Here is a 16,457-nt window from a genome sequence, read left to right on the forward strand (position 1 = left end):
TTCGGGTCGGTCATTCGACGGTGAAGAGGTCTCCGGGCTGGCAGTCGAGGGCGCTGCACAGGCTCACCAGGGTGGTGTAGCGGATCGCCTTGGCCCGGTTGTTCTTGAGGACCGACAGGTTGGCGACGGTCACGCCGACCTCGGTGGAGAGCTCCGTGAGGGTCTTGCCGCGCTCCGCGAGCAGGCTGTCGAGATGGCAGCGGACGCTGTGGGTGCCGATGTCGACGCTCATCAGATGACCCCTTCGAGCTCGTCCTCGACGCGGGCACCGCGATCGAGGAGCAGGCCGATGACGCCGATGCCGCCGAGGACCGCGAGCCAGCCCCAGATCAGTCCGCTCTGGATGCTGTTGTCGATCGGGAGCTCGGCCAGACCGAGGTCGCGGATCACGAGGTTGTCGCCGAGCATCTGCACGATGCCGGACACCGCGCCGGCGGCGAAGACGGAGAAGAACAGTCCGCGCATCGAGCGTCGCGTGCGGGGGTCGAAGGCCAGCCCCTTGGACACGAGGCCGATCGCGCGCACGGCGCACCAGCCGGCCAGCAGCAGCCCGAGGACGAGGATGATGTCGGCTGCGATGAGGAAGCCCTGGGTCGCACCGGCGAGGTCGTCGGCCGGCAGCCGGAAGTCGATGACGCCCCGGGCGAGCACCTCATGGTCGCCGAGCTGCGTGGTGACCGGCTCCTCGCCGCGCAGGGCGAGATCGACCTCGAAGGTCCGGTCGATGAAGGCCCGGAACAGCTCGGTGACCCGTCCGCCGATGATGAGGATGACGACGACGAGGGGGTAGATCTCCAGTCCCGTCCAGGTGCGCTTCGATCCGCTCGGCGCGGAGGTCTCCGGAGTGGGTGATGCGGGGGTGGGTGAGGGGGTGCTCATGGTGACTCCTTGTCTTCGATGGACTCGATGTCTTCGATGGACTCGATCGACATATCGATTTTCGATGTATCGATAGTCAATATCCTTATCGAGATTCGATATGGAGTCAAGCGGTTCGAGGTATCGATTTTCGATACGTGTGAAGGTGCAGGTGAGGCGGGGCCGCGCGATCGATCCCGGCCCACCTGCGCGCGGTCGTCCTCGGCCGCGACAGGCGGGCGGCCGGAGCCGAGGTGCGGGCTCAGGTGACGGAGCGGCGGCCCTCGAAGGCGCGACCCAGGGTGACCTCGTCGGCGTACTCGAGGTCACCGCCCACGGGCAGGCCCGAGGCCAGACGGCTCACCGTGATGCCGACGCTCGAGAGGAGCCGCACGAGGTAGGTCGCGGTCGCCTCGCCCTCGAGGTTGGGGTCGGTGGCGATGACGCACTCGGTGACCTCGCCGGACTGGAGGCGGGGCAGGAGCTCCTTGATCCGCAGATCATCGGGGCCCACTCCGGCCATCGGGTCGATCGACCCGCCGAGCACGTGATAGAGGCCCCGGAACTCGCGGGTGCGCTCGATCGCGACGACGTCCTTGGGCTCCTCGACGACGCAGATGAGCGTCTGATCGCGGCGCGGGTCCTTGCAGATCACGCACTGCGTGTCCTCGGACACATTGCCGCAGGTCTCGCAGAAGCGCACGCGCTTCTTGACCTCGGCGAGCGCCGAGCTCAGCGCCTCGACGTCCTCCGACGGACTCTGCAGGACATGGAAGGCGAGACGCTGAGCGGACTTCGGACCGATCCCGGGGAGCTTGCCGAACTCCTCGACGAGGTCCTGCAGGGCGCCTTCGTAGAGCATGCTCATTCGTTGACCTCCTCGATGACGACGCCGCCGAGGAGGCGCACGACCACGGGCACGCCGAACTCCGGCGCCTCGCTGATGTCGATGTCGCCCTCGGTGTCGTAGTCGACGTAGTTCTCCACCGGGTCGGGCTCCGGTTCGGCGGGTGCGGGTGCGGCGGCGGGTGCGGAACCCTGGCCGCGGCGGGCGGCGAGGTGCGCGAACCGGTGGTCGGCAGGGGGTTCGGAATCGTCCCGGGCGGCTTCGCCAGGGGCCGGTTCGGTCCCGGTGTTGCTCGTGAACGCGATGTCGGGGTCCGCGTAGGCCCCGAGGAAGTCGAGGTCGTCGTCGAGGCCGCCTGCGATATCGGTGTCGCCGGGGCCGGCATCCGGGGCGCCCGCGCCTGCGGGGTCGGCGTCGTTGGGGCCGACCCGGCGGGCTCCGGGCGGCCCCGGCTCACCCGGACCGTCGCCGTGATCGGGCTCGTCGTAGGGCTCGCCGTAGTCCTCGTCGTAGGGGTAGTCCGGGATGTCGGAGGGAGGCGGGACCGCGACGAAGGGAGCGTCGACCGCACCGCTGCCGGCGCTGGTGTCGACGTCCCTGGCCATGCTCTCCATGTGGAGTCCACTGCCGGTCTGCCCGCCGCCGGCCGGTCCGCCGTCCTCGGTGCCTCCGTCGCCGCCGGCCTCTGCGGCGCCCTCGACAGGCGCGGAGTCCCGAGCGCGCTCGTCTCCGGTGGAAGGCACCCTGCTGTCAGGGGACCCGCCGTCTGCAGGCTCCGCACCGGTGGGTCCGGTGTCAGGGTCCGATTCGCGCCCACCCTCGAGCGCAGCGGTCTCCCCGGGAGCAGGGTCCGAGTCCCCGGGTGCGAGGTCGGAGTCCCCGGGCGCGAGGTCGGAGACAGCGCCGGGCCCATGATCGGCGTCGATCGAGTGGTCAGCCGGCGGGTCGCCCTCCGCGTCGTCGTCGCCGGAGTCCTCGGTGCCCCAGGCACCCGCGGGGGGTGGGGTCTGCCAGAACCGGTCGTGGTCGACGGGCTCGCGGTCGGCCTCGCGCAAGCCGACGACCGAGTCGACCTCCTCACGGCTGGGACGGCGCGCGGCCGGACCGCGGTTCGGCTCGCCGCCGGGTCCCGGCGCGGTACGGCCGACGGTGGCGCCGACCTCGCCGACCTCGACGCGAGCCTCGATGCCGAGGACCTCGGCGACGGATTCGGCGAGCTTCACAGCGTTGGCTCCGCGGGTGAACCCGGAGACCGAGCCCTGGTTGTTGAAGCCGAGGGTGAGGACGCCGGCGGCGAAGGCCTGCGGCACCGCGTTCGAGCTCACGATGGCGCGCGCGAGCTTGCTCCGCCGACCGAGGGCTTCCAGGATGTCCGGCCAGGCGCGACGGATCGCATCGATCTCCGCACCCGCCGCGGCACCGGGAGCCGCAGGCTCCGCGGCCCGCGGACCCGGCTGCTGCTGCGAGGTCGGCCGCTGTGGTGCGGCCCCTTGCTGCTGCGCCGCCGGCTGCGGTGAACGCTCCGTCGAGCGCTCCGGCGCCTCGCCCTGTTCCTGGCGCGGGGGCGCCGCCGGTCCCTGCGCGCCGGTTGCGGGCTCTCCCCGCCGGACGGAATCCGCCCGGCTCGCAGCCGGATCTGCTGCGCTTGCCGCACCCGGCCCCGGCGCAGGTGCAGGCGCAGGCTCAGGTGCAGGTGCAGGGGCAGGGGCAGGTGCTTGTTCCGCACGGGACGAGGGCTCACCGCCGGCAGGACCCCCACCGGACGGTGCCCCATCGTTCGCAGTCCGTCCGCCGCTCGAGGCCGGCCCGGCATCCACGCCCGACCCGGCATCCACGCTCGCTCCGGCACGTGCGGCCGGCCGGGCCGTCGGCGTGGGCCCGGCGGGGTCCTCTTCGAGGAAGGATTCGGCTGCGGCCGCCGCTGCCGCGAAGTCGCCCAGCGCGTCATCGACCTGCCGGGCCGCGGGGGTGGTGGGTCGGCCCGCCTGCTGCGTCATGCCCCGGCCGTGCGCGGTCTCCTCCGGCGCACCGGGGCCCGTGGCCGCCGGGCCCGGGGACCCGGCCTGTCGTCCGGGAACCGGACCACCGGCTCCGGCCCCGTCGGCCACCGTTCCACCGCCGGCCGCGCCTCCGGCACCCGAGCCGCCGGCTTCCGATGCTGCAGGGATCGCGCTGCCCGGGACCACGCCGGCGGGGGTCATGCCGATCCGTCGTTCGAGCCGCTCCACCCGGGAGAGTGCTGAGCGGCGGGAGTCCTCCGCACCGGGGAGCAGGATGCGGGCGCACATGAGTTCGAGCTGCAGACGCGGCGAGGTCGCCCCCGACATCTCCGTCAGCCCGGTGTTGAGAAGGTCCGCGGCGCGCGACAGCTCAGCCTGTCCGTAGATACGGGCCTGCTGGACGAGCCGCTCGAGCCGGTCCGCGGGCACCTCGGGCAGGAATGCCGCCGCGTGCTCCTGGGCCGCGCCGATGACCACGAGGTCGCGGAACCGCTCGAGCAGGTCCTCGACGAAGCGGCGCGGGTCCTGACCGGATTCGATGACCCGGTCGACGACCCGGAACACCCCGGCGCCGTCGCCGGCGGCGAATGCGTCGACGATGTCGCCGAGGAGCGAGTCCGGGGTGTAGCCGAGCAGCGCGACCGCCGTCCGGTAGTCGATGCCGTCCGCGGTGGAGCCGGCCATGAGCTGGTCGAGCACGGACAGGGAGTCGCGCACCGAGCCGCCGCCGGCGCGCACGACGAGCGGCAGCACACCCTTGCCCACCGGCACCGACTCCCGTTCGCAGAGCTCGGACAGGTAGCGGGTGAGGATCTCCGGGGGGACGAGCCGGAACGGGTAGTGGTGGGTGCGTGAGCGGATGGTGCCGATGACTTTCTCCGGCTCCGTCGTCGCGAACACGAACTTCACATGCTCCGGCGGCTCCTCGACGAGCTTGAGCAGGGCGTTGAAGCCCTGGGTGGTGACCATGTGCGCCTCGTCGAGGATGAACACCTTGTACCGGTCGCGCGCCGGGGCGTAGACCGCACGCTCGCGCAGGTCGCGGGCATCGTCCACGCCGTTGTGGCTGGCCGCGTCGATCTCCACGACGTCGAGCGAACCCGGGCCGCCGTTGGCGAGGTCGCGGCAGCTGGGACACTCTCCACAGGGCTGCGGAGTGGGCCCCTGCTCGCAGTTGAGGCAGCGGGCGAGGATCCGCGCCGAGGTGGTCTTGCCGCAGCCGCGCGGGCCGGAGAACAGATAGGCATGGTTGATGCGGCCGTTGTCGATGGCGGCCTGGAGAGGCCCGGTGACATGGTCCTGTCCGATGACTTCGTCGAAGGACTCCGGGCGGTAGCGGCGATACAGTGCGGTGGACACATCGACCACCCTACTGGGTGCCGCGGACACGGCCCACCGAACGCTGATCCGCGCCCGGCCGCCCGCCGCGAATGCTTGAGGCGGCCCGCCGCCTCGGGCAGGATGGTCCCATGACGACACCCCCCGCCCGCTCCCCCGAACCTCCCGAGAACACGCCGGCCGACCCGGCCCGGACCATGCGGATCGGCCACGCCGAGCGCGACGAGGTCATCGAGGTGCTGCGGGAGGCCGCGGGCGAAGGGCGCCTCACCACCGAGGAGCTCACCGAGCGGATCGAGCTCACCGCGGCCGCGAAGTTCTACGTCGACCTCGACGCGATCGTCGCCGACCTGCCGGTGCCTCCGCCCTCGGATCGGATCCGCCCGACCCAACGGCCCCCGCGGGCCGCACCCGGGGCCTCCGACGCCCCCGGTCACCACCCCTTCGACCCGCTCGTCCTGCGCGCCTCCTGGGACAACGCCAAGCGCAAGGGCCGCTGGACTCCCCCGCCCTTCATCCGGCTCGAAGCCGTCGGGGCGACCGCAGAGGTGAATTTCCTCGAGGCGACCACCGACCTGCCCGAGATCGACGTCGAGGTCTCCGGCGGCATGGGCAACGCCGTGGTCGTCGTACCCGAGGACTGGGGCGTCAACATCGATCGCCTGAGCTCCAGCTGGGGCACCGTGCGCTCGAAGGTCGCCGCCGACCCGCAGCCGGGCAAGCCCCTCGTCCGCGTGCACGGCTCGATGGGCATGGGCGCCTTCACCGCCCGCCACGCGGGCTACTTCGAACGCAAACGGCTGGAGAGCAGCGGGAATGGATGAGCCCCAGATCCTGGTCGTCCTCATCGTCATCGCGTTCTTCGCAGTGGCGCTGTTCGGCGGGGGCTACCTCATCTTCCGGGTGATGAACCGGCCGGACTCCTACATCGGCTCGCACCTTCCCGGTGACCGGGCGGAGGAGACGACGCCCCACTTCGTCGACGACGACACCACGGACGACACCCCCGACGGGTCCCCGCAGGGTCCCGAGGAGCCGCACGAGGACACCGACCGCGGTCCGGGCTACTGAGCGCCGCCACCGGTTCCGGCGGTCCCCGAATCCGACAGGCCCCCACATCCGATGAGGACCCCCGCCCGGCGTGCCCGCATCCGGCAGGATCCGCGTCCGGGCGTGTCCCGTGCCGTCGCGGAGCCGAGGCGCGGGCTCAGTCCGCCGCGGACTCGCTGACCTCGACCCGCGCATGCTCGTCGCGGCCGAACAGCCACAGCAGGAGCTCCACCGGCGTGCCGCGCAGCGTGGTCGAGGCCGCGCCGGTGCGTCCGGCCGAGGTCATCCCGAACCCGGGCGCCTCCACCACGAGGTGGGTGCCGGACTTGAGGCTCGCCGGCAGGATGATCGCCTTGACGAGCGCGAAGCAGCGGGAGTGGAGCTCCCAGGGCAGGTCGCGCGGCTCCCAACCGGGCTGGGCGCGGCGGACGTCCTCGTGGTGGACGAGGAACTCCGCAGTATTCATGAGCCGGTCCACCGGACCCCAGCTCGCCGGGTTCCAGACCGGAGCACCCTCGGCCACACGGCCGACGAGCTGTTCCCAGGGCAGTGCGGTGAGTTCCGCCTCGGCGCCGGCGGCCCGCTCCTGCAGGAGCTGCGACTTCCCTGCGAGCGCGGGGAACGCATTGCCGACGAGGGCGTCCGGCCGACGGTCGCGGATCACGATGTGCACGGCGAGGTCCCGGGTCGTCCACCCCTCGCACAGGGTCGGGGCATCGGGGCCGATGGTGCGGAGCAGGGCGGCGAGGGAGCGGCGCTCGGAGCGGGCGAAGTTCGTCATCCGTCCAGTCTGCCCTGCCCGTGGGCGCCTGTCGACGCGGCGGGCTTGCGGGCTGCGGGCTGCGGGCTTGCGATCAGCCTGCGCCCTCCAGCGCGCCCTCCCAGGCCGCGAGGAAGTCCGCGACGCGGCTGACCGAGCGCAGCACCGGGAGCTCGTCGGCGCGCGTGGGGCCGTCGGTGACGACGACGACCGGCATCCCGGCCTTGACGGCCGCGCGCACGAACCGCAGCCCGGAGTGCACCGCGAGCGAGGTGCCGAGCACCGCCAGGCCCGCGGCCTCCTCGACGAGGGCGAAGGCCGCGTCGACCCGGGGCCGGGGCACCGATTCGCCGAAGTACACGACATCGGGCTTGAGGAGGCCGCCGCAGCGCGGGCAGTCGTAGACCCGGAAGCCCGCCGTGTGCTCGAGCTCGACGTCGCCGTCTGGCGCGGTCTCGAGCGTCTCCGGGGACACCGCGAGCTCGGCGAGGAAGTCGGGGTTGAGCGCGTCGAGCTCCTCCTGCACGCGGTCGCGGCCGAGGGTGAGCCCGCAGTCGAGGCACACCACTCGGTCGAGGCGCCCGTGGAGATCGATGACCGGTTCCGACCCGGCCGCCTGGTGGAGGCCGTCGACGTTCTGCGTGATGATGCCCAGCGGTGCGATCCGGGCCAGTGCCCGGTGCCCGGCGTTCGGATGGACCGCGGTCATCCGCTTCCAGCCGATCCACCCGCGCGCCCAGTACCGCGCGCGCTGCGCGGGGTGGGAGAGGAAGGTCTGCACGGTCATCGGGGTGCGCGCCGGGGAACCGGGCCCGCGGTAGTCGGGGATGCCGGAGTCGGTGCTGATCCCGGCACCGGTGAGAACCGCCCAGCGTGCGGGCGGGATCGGCGACATGGCGGCGACGATCTGCCCGTCCGTGTGCTCCGGTTCGGGGCGCACACGCCCGCGCAGCGGGTCCCGGACGACTCCCACTGCACCCTCCTCGCACATCGTGGTGCGGCGCTCGGCGCCGCCGGATCCCGCGCTCGGGGACCCCGGACCAGCCTACGGCCTCTGCGGTTGCCCGCACGCGTTCCAGGACCGCAACACCGACCCCGCTCGTGTGTCCGCACCGCACGGTAGTCTTGGTTCGGTCAGCCGCCCCCGAACCCGACCGGAGCCGTCATGGGAGACTTCCTCTCCACCCTTGTCACCGCCGTCATCGCCATCGGGATCGTGCTGGTGATCATCCTCGTCGTCAAGCGGATGCGCGCCTCCGATCGCCCGGTGCACGTCGATGCCGGCCCGCGCGCCCACGACCCGTTCGCGCCCGGGCAGGACACCGGCGGGGACCCGCTGAAGATCCACGCCGGCGACATCCTTGAGTTCGGCTCGGAGAAGCACTTCGTGCGCGGCACCCTGCGGATCGCGGAGGGCGGCTACACCTGGGCGGAGCACTTCTTCCAGGCCGACGGCAGCGCCCAGCGGCAGTGGCTCACCGTGGAGGAGGACCCCGACCTCCAGCTCTCGATCTGGAAGGACCGCCCGGACCTCGACATCGAGCCGCGCTCCGAGCAGATCGACCTCGAGGGCACCTCGTACACGCTCGTCGAGCACGGCACCGCGACCTACCGCTCCGAGGGCACCACCGGGCTGCGGCCGCAGGGCGCGCTCGACTACGTCGACTACGAGGCCGGTGACGGCCGTCATCTGTCCTTCGAGCGCTTCGACCACGGCCGCTGGGAGGTCAGCACCGGGCAGCCGGTGGCCCCCGGCTCCTTCACGATCTATCCGGGCAGCTGAGATGCACACCGTCGAAGTCCCGTTCGCCGACACCGCGGCGGCCGACCTCACCTTCTCCCTTACGCAGGGCCGGCTCCCGTCCGTCCACAGCTCCGTCGCCCACCTCACCGCGGGCTCCGGGCGGGCGCTGCGGGTGGAGCTCGCCGTGCTCGGCTGCTCCCACCAGGTGATCGTCAGCGGCGGCGGCACCGCTTTCATCGAGACGCTCGCCTGTCTGCCGAGCTCCGCCCCGACGCTGCCGGACAGCCGGCTCACCGCCGGGATCGCCGGTGCCGGGGTCCACGACTTCCGCTCCCGCGTCGAGCGCGTGGCGGCGGACCGGTTCCTCACCGCGGTCGACGACATCGTCCGGGCCGCCCGAGGCGCCGAGCACCACGCCGTCGTGTCCTTCCCCGGGCATCCCGGCGCCGTCACCGCGCTCGCCCTGGGCACCTCGGCAACGGCCGGTGACCCGGCAGAGACCGGGGCCGAGGCTGGTACCGACGCCGAGGCGGGCACCGCCGGCGGGCACCCGACCGGCGATGCCCTGTCGTGGCGGACCTGGCACTGCTACCCGCAGCACGGCGAGATCGTGCACACCCGCACCACCCTCACCGGACTCGCCCACGCCTTCCGTCCGTCCGCCGGCGCCCACCCGTGCCCGGCTCGACCGAGCGAGGTCTCGATATGACCTTCCCGCCCCCGAATCCGCAGCCCGGTCCCGGCGACCGCATCCCGCTGCCCGGCTCCGGCCCCGGCCGTCCGGGTCGCGGCCCATCGGGCCCGGGCCGTCCCAAGGTGACGATGAGCGGCCGGAGCTTCGACTTCGACGCGGAGAACGGCCGCGGCGGCCCCGGCGGCGGCCACCGGCCGTGGACGCCGGGTGAGAACGAGTCGGCCAAGCGCGGCGGCAAGGGCTGCGGCTGCATCATCGGTCTGCTCGTCGTCCTCGTCCTCCTCCTCTCCCTCATCGGCTCCTGCTCGAGCTCGGCGACCTCCGGCTCGGCACAGTGCGGCGACTACGACCTCGTCAACGGCGAGTACGTCAGCGCCCCGAACCGCGGCGACTACGACAAGCAGGGCGAGAACTACACCTACGTCGGCTGCGACTCCTCGACCCGTTCCGGCGGCGGGGGCTTCTGGTTCTTCCCGTTCATCTTCGGCGGCGGCTCCTCCGGCTCCGACTCGAACTACGGCGGCGGCCCCGGCTACCGCGGCGGCGGCTCGGGCACCGGCAAGTGACCGGCTCCCCCGCCCAGACCGGCGCTCCCGCACCGGCAATCGCACCCGACCACCTCAGCTGACATCCACCGTCCGAAAGGCCCATCATGATCGTCCCCCTCCTCATCGAATCCGGAGTCGTCCTGGCGTACGCGGTGGCCGGCCTCCTCCTCATGCTCGTCGGCTACGGCGTCGTCGACCTCATCACCCCGGGCAAGCTCCACGAGCTGCTGTGGACGGAGAAGTCCCGCAACGCCTCGATCCTCGTCGCCTCGAACCTGCTCGGCGTGGCGATCATCGTCGCGGTCGCGATCCGTGCGAGCGCCGGCGACCTCGTCTGGGGTCTCGTCTCGACGATCGTCTACGGCGTCATCGGGATCATCATCATGGCGGCGAGCTTCCTCATCGTCGACGCCCTGACCCCGGGCCGGCTGGGCGAGATCGTCCACTCCGAGACCATCCACCCTGCGGTGTGGGTCAACGCCTCGGCGCACTTCGGCATCGCCCTCATCATGGCCTCCGCCCTCCTGTGATCGGCTGACCCGCGTCCTCCGTGAGCACCGCCGCCGCTGAACAGGAGTCCCTGCGCCTGCCGGTGCGCCCCGGACCGGCGCGGTTCCTCGTCCTCTTCGCCGTCTTCCTGTGCGCCTCGTGCGGCATGGTCTACGAGCTCGCGCTCGTCGCGCTCGGCTCGTTCCTGCTCGGCGACACCATCGTGCAGGCCTCGATCGTGCTGTCGGTCATGGTCTTCGCGATGGGCGTCGGCTCGATCCTCACCAAGCGGCTGACCCACCTCGCCGCGGTGTCCTTCGCCCTCATCGAGGCCTCGCTCGGGATCATCGGCGGCCTGTCGGTCCTCGCCCTCTACCTCGCGTTCGCCTACCTCGACCTCTACACCGCGGCGATGATCGTCATCGCCTTCGTCATCGGCGTCCTCATCGGGGCGGAGATCCCGCTCCTCATGGAGCTCATCCAGCGCATCCGCGCCCAGCGCGCCTCGGCCGCGGTCGCCGACCTCTTCGCGGTGGACTACGTGGGCGGGCTCATCGGCGGCCTCGCCTTCCCGTTCCTCCTGCTGCCGCTCCTCGGCCTGCCCCGCGGCGTGCTCGCCGTCGGGATCGTCAACGCCGTCACCGGCATCCTCATCGTCGTGTGGCTGTTCCGGCACGAGCTCTCCCGGCGGGTGCGCATCGGGCTCACCCTGCTCCTCGTGCTCATCGTCGGCGTGCTCACCGCCGCCTGGGTGTACACCGATGCGATCGAGGTGACCTCGCGGCAGAAGATCTACCGGGACCCGATCGTCACCGCCGAGCGCAGCGCCTACCAGGACATCGTCGTCACCCGGCACCCGCGCACCGGCGACACCCGCCTGTTCCTCAACGGGGACCTGCAGTTCGCCTCGAACGACGAGCACCGCTACCACGAGTCGCTCGTGCACCCGGTGCTCGACGGCCCGCGCACCCGGGTGCTCGTGCTCGGCGGCGGCGACGGCATGGCCCTGCGCGAGATCCTCAGGTACTCCGACGTCGAGGAGGTCACGCTCGTCGACCTCGACCCGGCCGTCGTCGAGCTCGCCCGGACGGACGAGGCGTTCACCGAGTTCAACCGGCAGTCCTTCGCCGACCACCGCGTCGACTACGTGCCCGCCGACGCCTTCACCTGGCTGCGGGAGGAGAACGAGAAGGCCTACGACGTCGTCATCGCCGACCTCCCCGACCCGGACGACGTGTCGACCTCGAAGCTCTACACCATCGAGTTCTACGGCCTCGTCGAGCGCGCGATGAACCCCGGGGCGCGCCTCGTCGTGCAGGCCGGGTCCCCGTTCTTCGCGCCCGAGGCGTACTGGGGGATCGGGGAGAGCATCGCGCAGGCCGGCTTCGCCACCACGCCCTACCACGTCGACGTCCCGAGCTTCGGCGACTGGGGCTACTTCCTCGCCGCGACCGGCGAGGCACCGGAGATCGGGGTGCCCGCCGATGCGCCGGACGACCTGCGCTTCCTCACCCCCGAGGTGGCCCGCGCCTCCCTCGTGTTCCCGCCGGACCGCGACCGCGACTCCGTCGGCGCGGTGGAGCCGTCCTCCCTGCTCCACCCGCGGGTGATCGATCAGCAGCGCGGCGCCTGGGTGGGGTACTGAGCGCGTTCGGCAAGCGCACTCCCCCAGGTGACCGGACATCACTCCACCACGGGCCCGGACATGGAGCCGAGGCGCCCGCCGGCACCCTTCAGGTCACCGGCGGCGTCCGTCCGGAGGCCGGCGGCGTCCGGACGGAGGCCGCCGGGACCATCGACCGCGGCGCGCTCGATGCGTAGAGTGACTGCATGAGCACCGTTCTCCTCGTCCATCACTCGCCGTCCGATGCCACCGCCGCGCTCGCCGAGGCCGCGCGCGCCGGGCTGACCATGCCGGAGCTCGAGGGGGTGGAGCTCGTCGAGAAGGCCGCGCTCGAGGCAACCGTCGAGGACGTGCTCGCCGCCGACGCGTTCGTGCTCGGCACCACCGCGAACTTCGGCTACATCTCCGGGGCGCTCAAGCACTTCTTCGACACGACGTACTCCGCCACCCGCGAGCAGACCGCCGGCCGCCCGTTCTCCTACTGGATCCACGGCGGCTACGACACCACAGGTGCGGAGCGCGCAATGGAGTCGATCACCACCGGCTACGGCTGGGAGAAGGTGTGCGACCCGGTCGTCTTCACCGGCGAGGTCACCGAGGAGCACACCGCGGCGGTGACGGAGATGGCGGCCACGGTCGCCGCGACGACGATGGCCTGAGCCGCCCGAGCTTGAGCGGGAGGCGCGGCGCACCCCCTGAGCAGGCTGTTCAGCTGGGCATGCTGTTGAGCCGAGTGGATCGCTGAGCCGAGCGTGCTGTTCGGTTGAGCGGGTCGTTCAGCCGAGCAGGTACATCACCGAGTGGGCCGCGGCGGCGCCCGATTCGAGCGCTCCGTTGTGCGAGCTCGTCCGGTACCGGTCCCCGGCGACGACGATCGGCCCGTCGAGCGCGGGTTCGCGCCGGTCGAGCACCCCGACCCCGGAGGCGGGCAGGGCATGGGCGATGCGGTCGACCGCGACGACCTCCCAGCGGGCGGCGTCCACCCCGGAGAGGTCGGCTGCGGCGGCGCGCACCTCGCCCTCGGTGGGCTCCCGGTGCTCGGCCTCGCCGCCGGGTCCGGTCTCCCCCAGCGGCACGTTCGCGGCGAGCAGATGGCGGCCGCGCGGTGCGGCCTCGGGCACGGGGGCGGTGACCTCGGCCAGGGTGGTCACCGGTCCGCGCGGGTGCCGGCCGTCGATGCCGAGCAGCCGCTGCCTCTGCGGCGGCTCGTCCGCGGCGAACCACCACGTGGTCATCCCGCGGGTCCGCACCGGCGGCAGCGCCAGGCCGAGGTCGGTGGTGAGCCCGGCGGCGACGACGACCGCCGCCGCCTCGCGCGGGCCCGCGCTCGTCTCGAGGCCCACGCCGCTGCCCGTGCGCCGCACCCCGGTGACGCGGACGCCGGTCTCGATCACGGCGCCGGCCCGGTGCGCGACGGCGGCGAGCGCCTGCGCGAGAGCCTGCATGCCGCCGGCCGGGAGCATGGGTGTGGCCGAGGCGAGGAGCTTGAGCTGCCACAGCAGGTACTGGGCGCTCGAGGTCCGCGCATCCTGGGCGACGAGGCCGGAGGCGAAGGGCTCGATGACGGCACTGCGCAGCGGGCCGGTGATGCGGTGCTCGTCGAGCCAGTCCGCGAACGGGATGTCGATGGCCGGTGCGCGGCCGAGCAGGGCGGTGAGCCGCGGGATCTCGCGCGGGGAGAGCAGCCCGGAGCGCAGGGTGCGGAAGGCGAGCTGCGGTTCCCGGGAGGGGTCGGCGAGGACGACGCGGGACTTCGCGGTGCGCACCGACACCCCGGCGGGGAAGGCGGTGAGGTCGAGGGCGTCGACGTCGAGCGCCTCGCGGAGCGCCGGATAGGCGGGATTGACGAGCTGGAAGCCGTGATCGGGCCGGAAGGGGCCGACGGTGCGCCCGCCGATCCGGCCGCCCACGCGCTCGGCGGCCTCGAGCACGCTCACCTCGTGCCCGGCCCGGGCGAGGTGCGCTGCGGCGCGCAGGCCGGCGGCACCGGCGCCGACGACGATGATCTCGCTCACGACTGTCCTCCCTCACGCGTGCGCGGCGCCGGCCGCGCCACGGGATCCAGCGTAGTCGGACTGCGGTGAATGGCGAACGGGCCGGACGACCTGGTGGTCGTCCGGCCCGTCGAGCGGTGCCGTGCTCCGGCGCGGTGCGGCCGGGATCCGAGGCCCGGCCGTGAGCACAGCTCAGTACGTCGAGTACGAGGCGCTTCCCGCCACGACGACGAGGATGATGGCGAGGATGATGCCGATGACACCGAGGATCAGGAAGATGATGCCGAGGATGAAGCCCCACTTGCCGAGCGTGTTGTCGGCCAGGCCGGCCTCACGCGACTTGGTGCGGGCCATCTTGCCGCAGATGATGCCGACGATCGGGCCGATGATGGCGAAGCCGATGAAGGTCGACAGCGAGGCGATGAGGGCGACGATGCCGAGGGTCTGTCCCGGATCCTGCTGGCCCGCGCCCGCCGTTCCGGCCGGCTGCGAGTACTGGTTGGAGTAGGACGAGTTGTCCGAGTAGGACGAGTTGTCCGAGTAGGACGAGTTGTCCGAGTAGGACGAGTTGTCCGAGTAGGACGAGTTGTCCGCCTGCTGGGGATTCTACTGATCGTTCAAGACGACCTCCTTGGATGGTGGTCCACCGCTGGTCTGCGGCGGTACTTCAGGGAATGCCAGGCTCATCGTAACGCCACCGGGCGCCGGGTAGGAGTCACGACACTGTTCCGATCTCGTTACACCACCGGTGCAGGAGCGCACCCCGCGAGGGTGAGCGGACGGCCGCCGGGGCCGTCCGCCCGTCCCCGCGGGGACGGATCACTCGGCCCGGCGACGGGCGAGGAGCAGCAGCGCACCGCCGGCGAGGAGCAGGACCGCACCTGCGGCGAGTGCCGCAGTCGTCTCTCCGGCGCCCGTGCGCGGGAGCCGGTCGTCGCCACCCGGGTTCGTTCCCGGAGCCGGGTTCCCGGGCTCCTCACCCGGTGCGGGGCGGTTCGGCTCGTCACCGCCACCGGGTGCCGGAGCCTCCTCCGGCGCGGTCGTCGAGGGCTCCGGGGAAGCGGAGCCCGTGCCCGTCGGCGTCGGCGTCGCGGTCTCCGACGGGGACGGGGTCGCGGTCTCCGTCTCCGAAGGTGTGGGCGAAGCGGACTCGGACGGGGTCGGGGTCGCGGATTCCGAGGGAGTCGGGGTGGGCGATGCCGTCTCCGAGGGAGTCGGCGACGGGGTGGGCGACGCGGTCTCCGGGGGCGTCGGCGACGGGGTGGGCGATGCGGTCTCCGAGGGGGTCGGGGTAGGCGATGCCGATTCGGACGGGGTCGGTGATGCGCTCTCCGAGGGCGTCGGCGAAGCGGTCTCCGAAGGCGTCGGGGTCGGGGTCGGGCTGGGCGAGGCGGTGCCGGATCCGTCGCCGCTGCCGGACACCGTCACGACCTGGGTGTTCGTCGACCACTCATCGACCTCGTCGGCCGACAGGGTCGCGGTGTTCGTGTAATCGCCGTTGACGAGATTCGGGATCGTTCCGATGATCGGGTCGAAGGTCACCGTCGTGCCCGCGGGGAGGCGATCGATGCGGATCTCGAGCCGCTCCGGATCGCAGCTCATTGAGATCGTGCTGCGGTCGATCGACCCCTCCGGTGCGATCCGGGTGCTGCGCTCGGTGAGGAGGTTGGCCTCGATGTAGGCGCAGTTGAAGCTCCACTTCTCATCGGTCGATTCGTCGACGATGACGACATTGTTGAGGTCGGTGTCGTACTTCGGGGTGATGATCCGCCAGCTCAGCGCGCGCTGCGGGTTGAAGTACTGGTGGTCGACGGGCAGGGTCAGCCAGCCGTCCTTGCGGAACAGATCCGCCGGCGGCGGGGCGAGACCCGGCCCGAGCTCGATGGTGATCGTCTTGAGGTCTTCGAACTCGATGGGGTACTCGGTCTGCCCCTCCTGGTGGTCGACGATGATCCGGGCCCGGAACCGCAGTGTGCCGGAGAAGTCCTGCTTGCCCTCGACCTGATCGTTGAAGACGGCGGTGACGAGCCCGCCGCTGGACACCTCGGCGCATCCGACGATCGCACCGGTGCCGGGGTCGATGATGTCGAAGGTCGGCACGGCCTGCGCCCCGAGCGCATCGGCGGGCAGCTGGTAGGTGAACCAGTCGCCGCCCTGCGCGGCCTGCTTGAGCGAGTAGTCGAGGCGCAGGTTCGCGACGTCGTTCTCACGGTAGGACGGGGCGTCGATGACGACGCCGTTCTCGTCGACGAAGTTGATGTCGTCGACGCTGTTCGCCAGTTGGGCGCCGGTCGGCACGCAGTCGGCGGCTCGTGCCGGCGCGCCGGTCATGAGGATCAGGCCGCTGCCGAGCAGCCCGAGGATGAGGGTGATCACGAGGATCACTGCGCGTGGGTGGAAGGTTCTGACCATGGGGTGTCCTCGTGCTCGCGTTCCAGGGGCGGCGCACCGCGCGCTACCCGCTGGGACGATCCTACGTCAATCGTCTGGTCATGCACTCTCCGGGCTGAT

The 16,457-nt window shown here is 72.0% G+C and carries 17 protein-coding genes; 8 read left to right on the forward strand and 9 right to left on the reverse strand.

What is annotated here, in order from left to right:
* Positions 1-10: 10 nt before the first annotated feature.
* The 4 genes from AB0I45_RS01295 to AB0I45_RS01310 all read right to left on the reverse strand — a co-directional run bounded on the left by AB0I45_RS01295 (position 11) and on the right by AB0I45_RS01310 (position 5,064).
* The gene (locus AB0I45_RS01295) at positions 11-232 is read right to left on the reverse strand and encodes a helix-turn-helix domain-containing protein (RefSeq protein WP_295687887.1); all 222 of its coding nucleotides are present in this window, start codon (positions 230-232) and stop codon (positions 11-13) included.
* Positions 232-879 carry a hypothetical protein gene (locus tag AB0I45_RS01300; RefSeq protein WP_137318119.1) on the reverse strand — a complete coding sequence of 216 codons (648 nt, stop codon included), beginning with the start codon at positions 877-879 and terminating at the stop codon, positions 232-234. Before AB0I45_RS01300 ends, AB0I45_RS01295 begins: the two co-directional genes overlap by 1 nt.
* A 241-nt stretch (positions 880-1,120) precedes the next feature.
* On the reverse strand, positions 1,121-1,726 hold the full coding sequence (gene recR, locus AB0I45_RS01305) for a recombination mediator RecR (RefSeq protein WP_360316207.1): 606 nt from the start codon (positions 1,724-1,726) through the stop codon (positions 1,121-1,123).
* Entirely contained in the window at positions 1,723-5,064 is a 3,342-nt protein-coding gene (locus tag AB0I45_RS01310; protein WP_360316210.1) for a DNA polymerase III subunit gamma and tau, read from the reverse strand. Before AB0I45_RS01310 ends, recR begins: the two co-directional genes overlap by 4 nt.
* A 110-nt stretch (positions 5,065-5,174) precedes the next feature.
* Between AB0I45_RS01310 and AB0I45_RS01315 the strand changes: the two genes are divergently transcribed.
* Positions 5,175-5,867: a DUF1707 domain-containing protein gene (locus AB0I45_RS01315; protein WP_247425511.1), complete on the forward strand. Its 693-nt coding sequence runs from the start codon at positions 5,175-5,177 to the stop codon at positions 5,865-5,867.
* Complete coding sequence (locus AB0I45_RS01320; protein WP_137318123.1) at positions 5,860-6,114, forward strand: hypothetical protein; 255 nt, start codon at positions 5,860-5,862, stop codon at positions 6,112-6,114. Before AB0I45_RS01315 ends, AB0I45_RS01320 begins: the two co-directional genes overlap by 8 nt.
* Before the next feature lie 136 nt (positions 6,115-6,250).
* Here the strand turns inward: AB0I45_RS01320 and AB0I45_RS01325 are convergent, their stop codons facing one another.
* Both AB0I45_RS01325 and AB0I45_RS01330 read right to left on the reverse strand, forming a co-directional pair.
* On the reverse strand, positions 6,251-6,874 hold the full coding sequence (locus AB0I45_RS01325; RefSeq protein ID WP_360316214.1) for a TIGR03085 family metal-binding protein: 624 nt from the start codon (positions 6,872-6,874) through the stop codon (positions 6,251-6,253).
* A 73-nt stretch (positions 6,875-6,947) separates the two neighbouring features.
* On the reverse strand, positions 6,948-7,826 hold the full coding sequence (locus AB0I45_RS01330; RefSeq protein WP_254668853.1) for a Sir2 family NAD-dependent protein deacetylase: 879 nt from the start codon (positions 7,824-7,826) through the stop codon (positions 6,948-6,950).
* A gap of 192 nt (positions 7,827-8,018) precedes the next feature.
* On the opposite strand from AB0I45_RS01330, the gene AB0I45_RS01335 reads away from it, so the two are divergent.
* The 6 genes from AB0I45_RS01335 (at position 8,019) to AB0I45_RS01360 (ending at position 12,611) form a co-directional block, all read left to right on the forward strand.
* On the forward strand, positions 8,019-8,636 hold the full coding sequence (locus AB0I45_RS01335; RefSeq protein WP_101652467.1) for a DUF4178 domain-containing protein: 618 nt from the start codon (positions 8,019-8,021) through the stop codon (positions 8,634-8,636).
* A 1-nt stretch (position 8,637) separates the two neighbouring features.
* On the forward strand, positions 8,638-9,306 hold the full coding sequence (locus tag AB0I45_RS01340; RefSeq protein WP_295690049.1) for a DUF2617 family protein: 669 nt from the start codon (positions 8,638-8,640) through the stop codon (positions 9,304-9,306).
* Positions 9,303-9,857 (forward strand): hypothetical protein, encoded by a 555-nt coding sequence (locus AB0I45_RS01345; RefSeq protein ID WP_360316219.1) that lies wholly within the window; start codon positions 9,303-9,305, stop codon positions 9,855-9,857. The genes AB0I45_RS01340 and AB0I45_RS01345 overlap by 4 nt, the downstream gene beginning before the upstream one ends.
* An 86-nt stretch (positions 9,858-9,943) precedes the next feature.
* A complete protein-coding gene (locus AB0I45_RS01350; RefSeq protein WP_217494877.1) occupies positions 9,944-10,369 on the forward strand; it encodes a DUF350 domain-containing protein in 426 nt (141 codons plus the stop codon).
* Between the two features lie 20 nt (positions 10,370-10,389).
* A complete protein-coding gene (locus AB0I45_RS01355) occupies positions 10,390-11,973 on the forward strand; it encodes a polyamine aminopropyltransferase (RefSeq protein WP_360316223.1) in 1,584 nt (527 codons plus the stop codon).
* Between the two features lie 185 nt (positions 11,974-12,158).
* On the forward strand, positions 12,159-12,611 hold the full coding sequence (locus AB0I45_RS01360; protein ID WP_295690052.1) for an NAD(P)H-dependent oxidoreductase: 453 nt from the start codon (positions 12,159-12,161) through the stop codon (positions 12,609-12,611).
* 117 nt (positions 12,612-12,728) lie between these two features.
* Here the strand turns inward: AB0I45_RS01360 and AB0I45_RS01365 are convergent, their stop codons facing one another.
* The 3 genes from AB0I45_RS01365 to AB0I45_RS01375 all read right to left on the reverse strand — a co-directional run bounded on the left by AB0I45_RS01365 (position 12,729) and on the right by AB0I45_RS01375 (position 16,358).
* Complete coding sequence (locus AB0I45_RS01365; protein ID WP_360316226.1) at positions 12,729-13,967, reverse strand: FAD-dependent oxidoreductase; 1,239 nt, start codon at positions 13,965-13,967, stop codon at positions 12,729-12,731.
* A gap of 171 nt (positions 13,968-14,138) precedes the next feature.
* On the reverse strand, positions 14,139-14,300 hold the full coding sequence (locus AB0I45_RS01370) for a hypothetical protein (protein WP_360316229.1): 162 nt from the start codon (positions 14,298-14,300) through the stop codon (positions 14,139-14,141).
* Between the two features lie 465 nt (positions 14,301-14,765).
* Positions 14,766-16,358: an Ig-like domain-containing protein gene (locus AB0I45_RS01375; RefSeq protein ID WP_360316232.1), complete on the reverse strand. Its 1,593-nt coding sequence runs from the start codon at positions 16,356-16,358 to the stop codon at positions 14,766-14,768.
* Positions 16,359-16,457: the final 99 nt, after the last annotated feature.

The sequence above is a fragment of the Brevibacterium sp. NPDC049920 genome (assembly GCF_040656435.1).
Lineage (GTDB): Bacteria > Actinomycetota > Actinomycetes > Actinomycetales > Brevibacteriaceae > Brevibacterium > Brevibacterium pityocampae.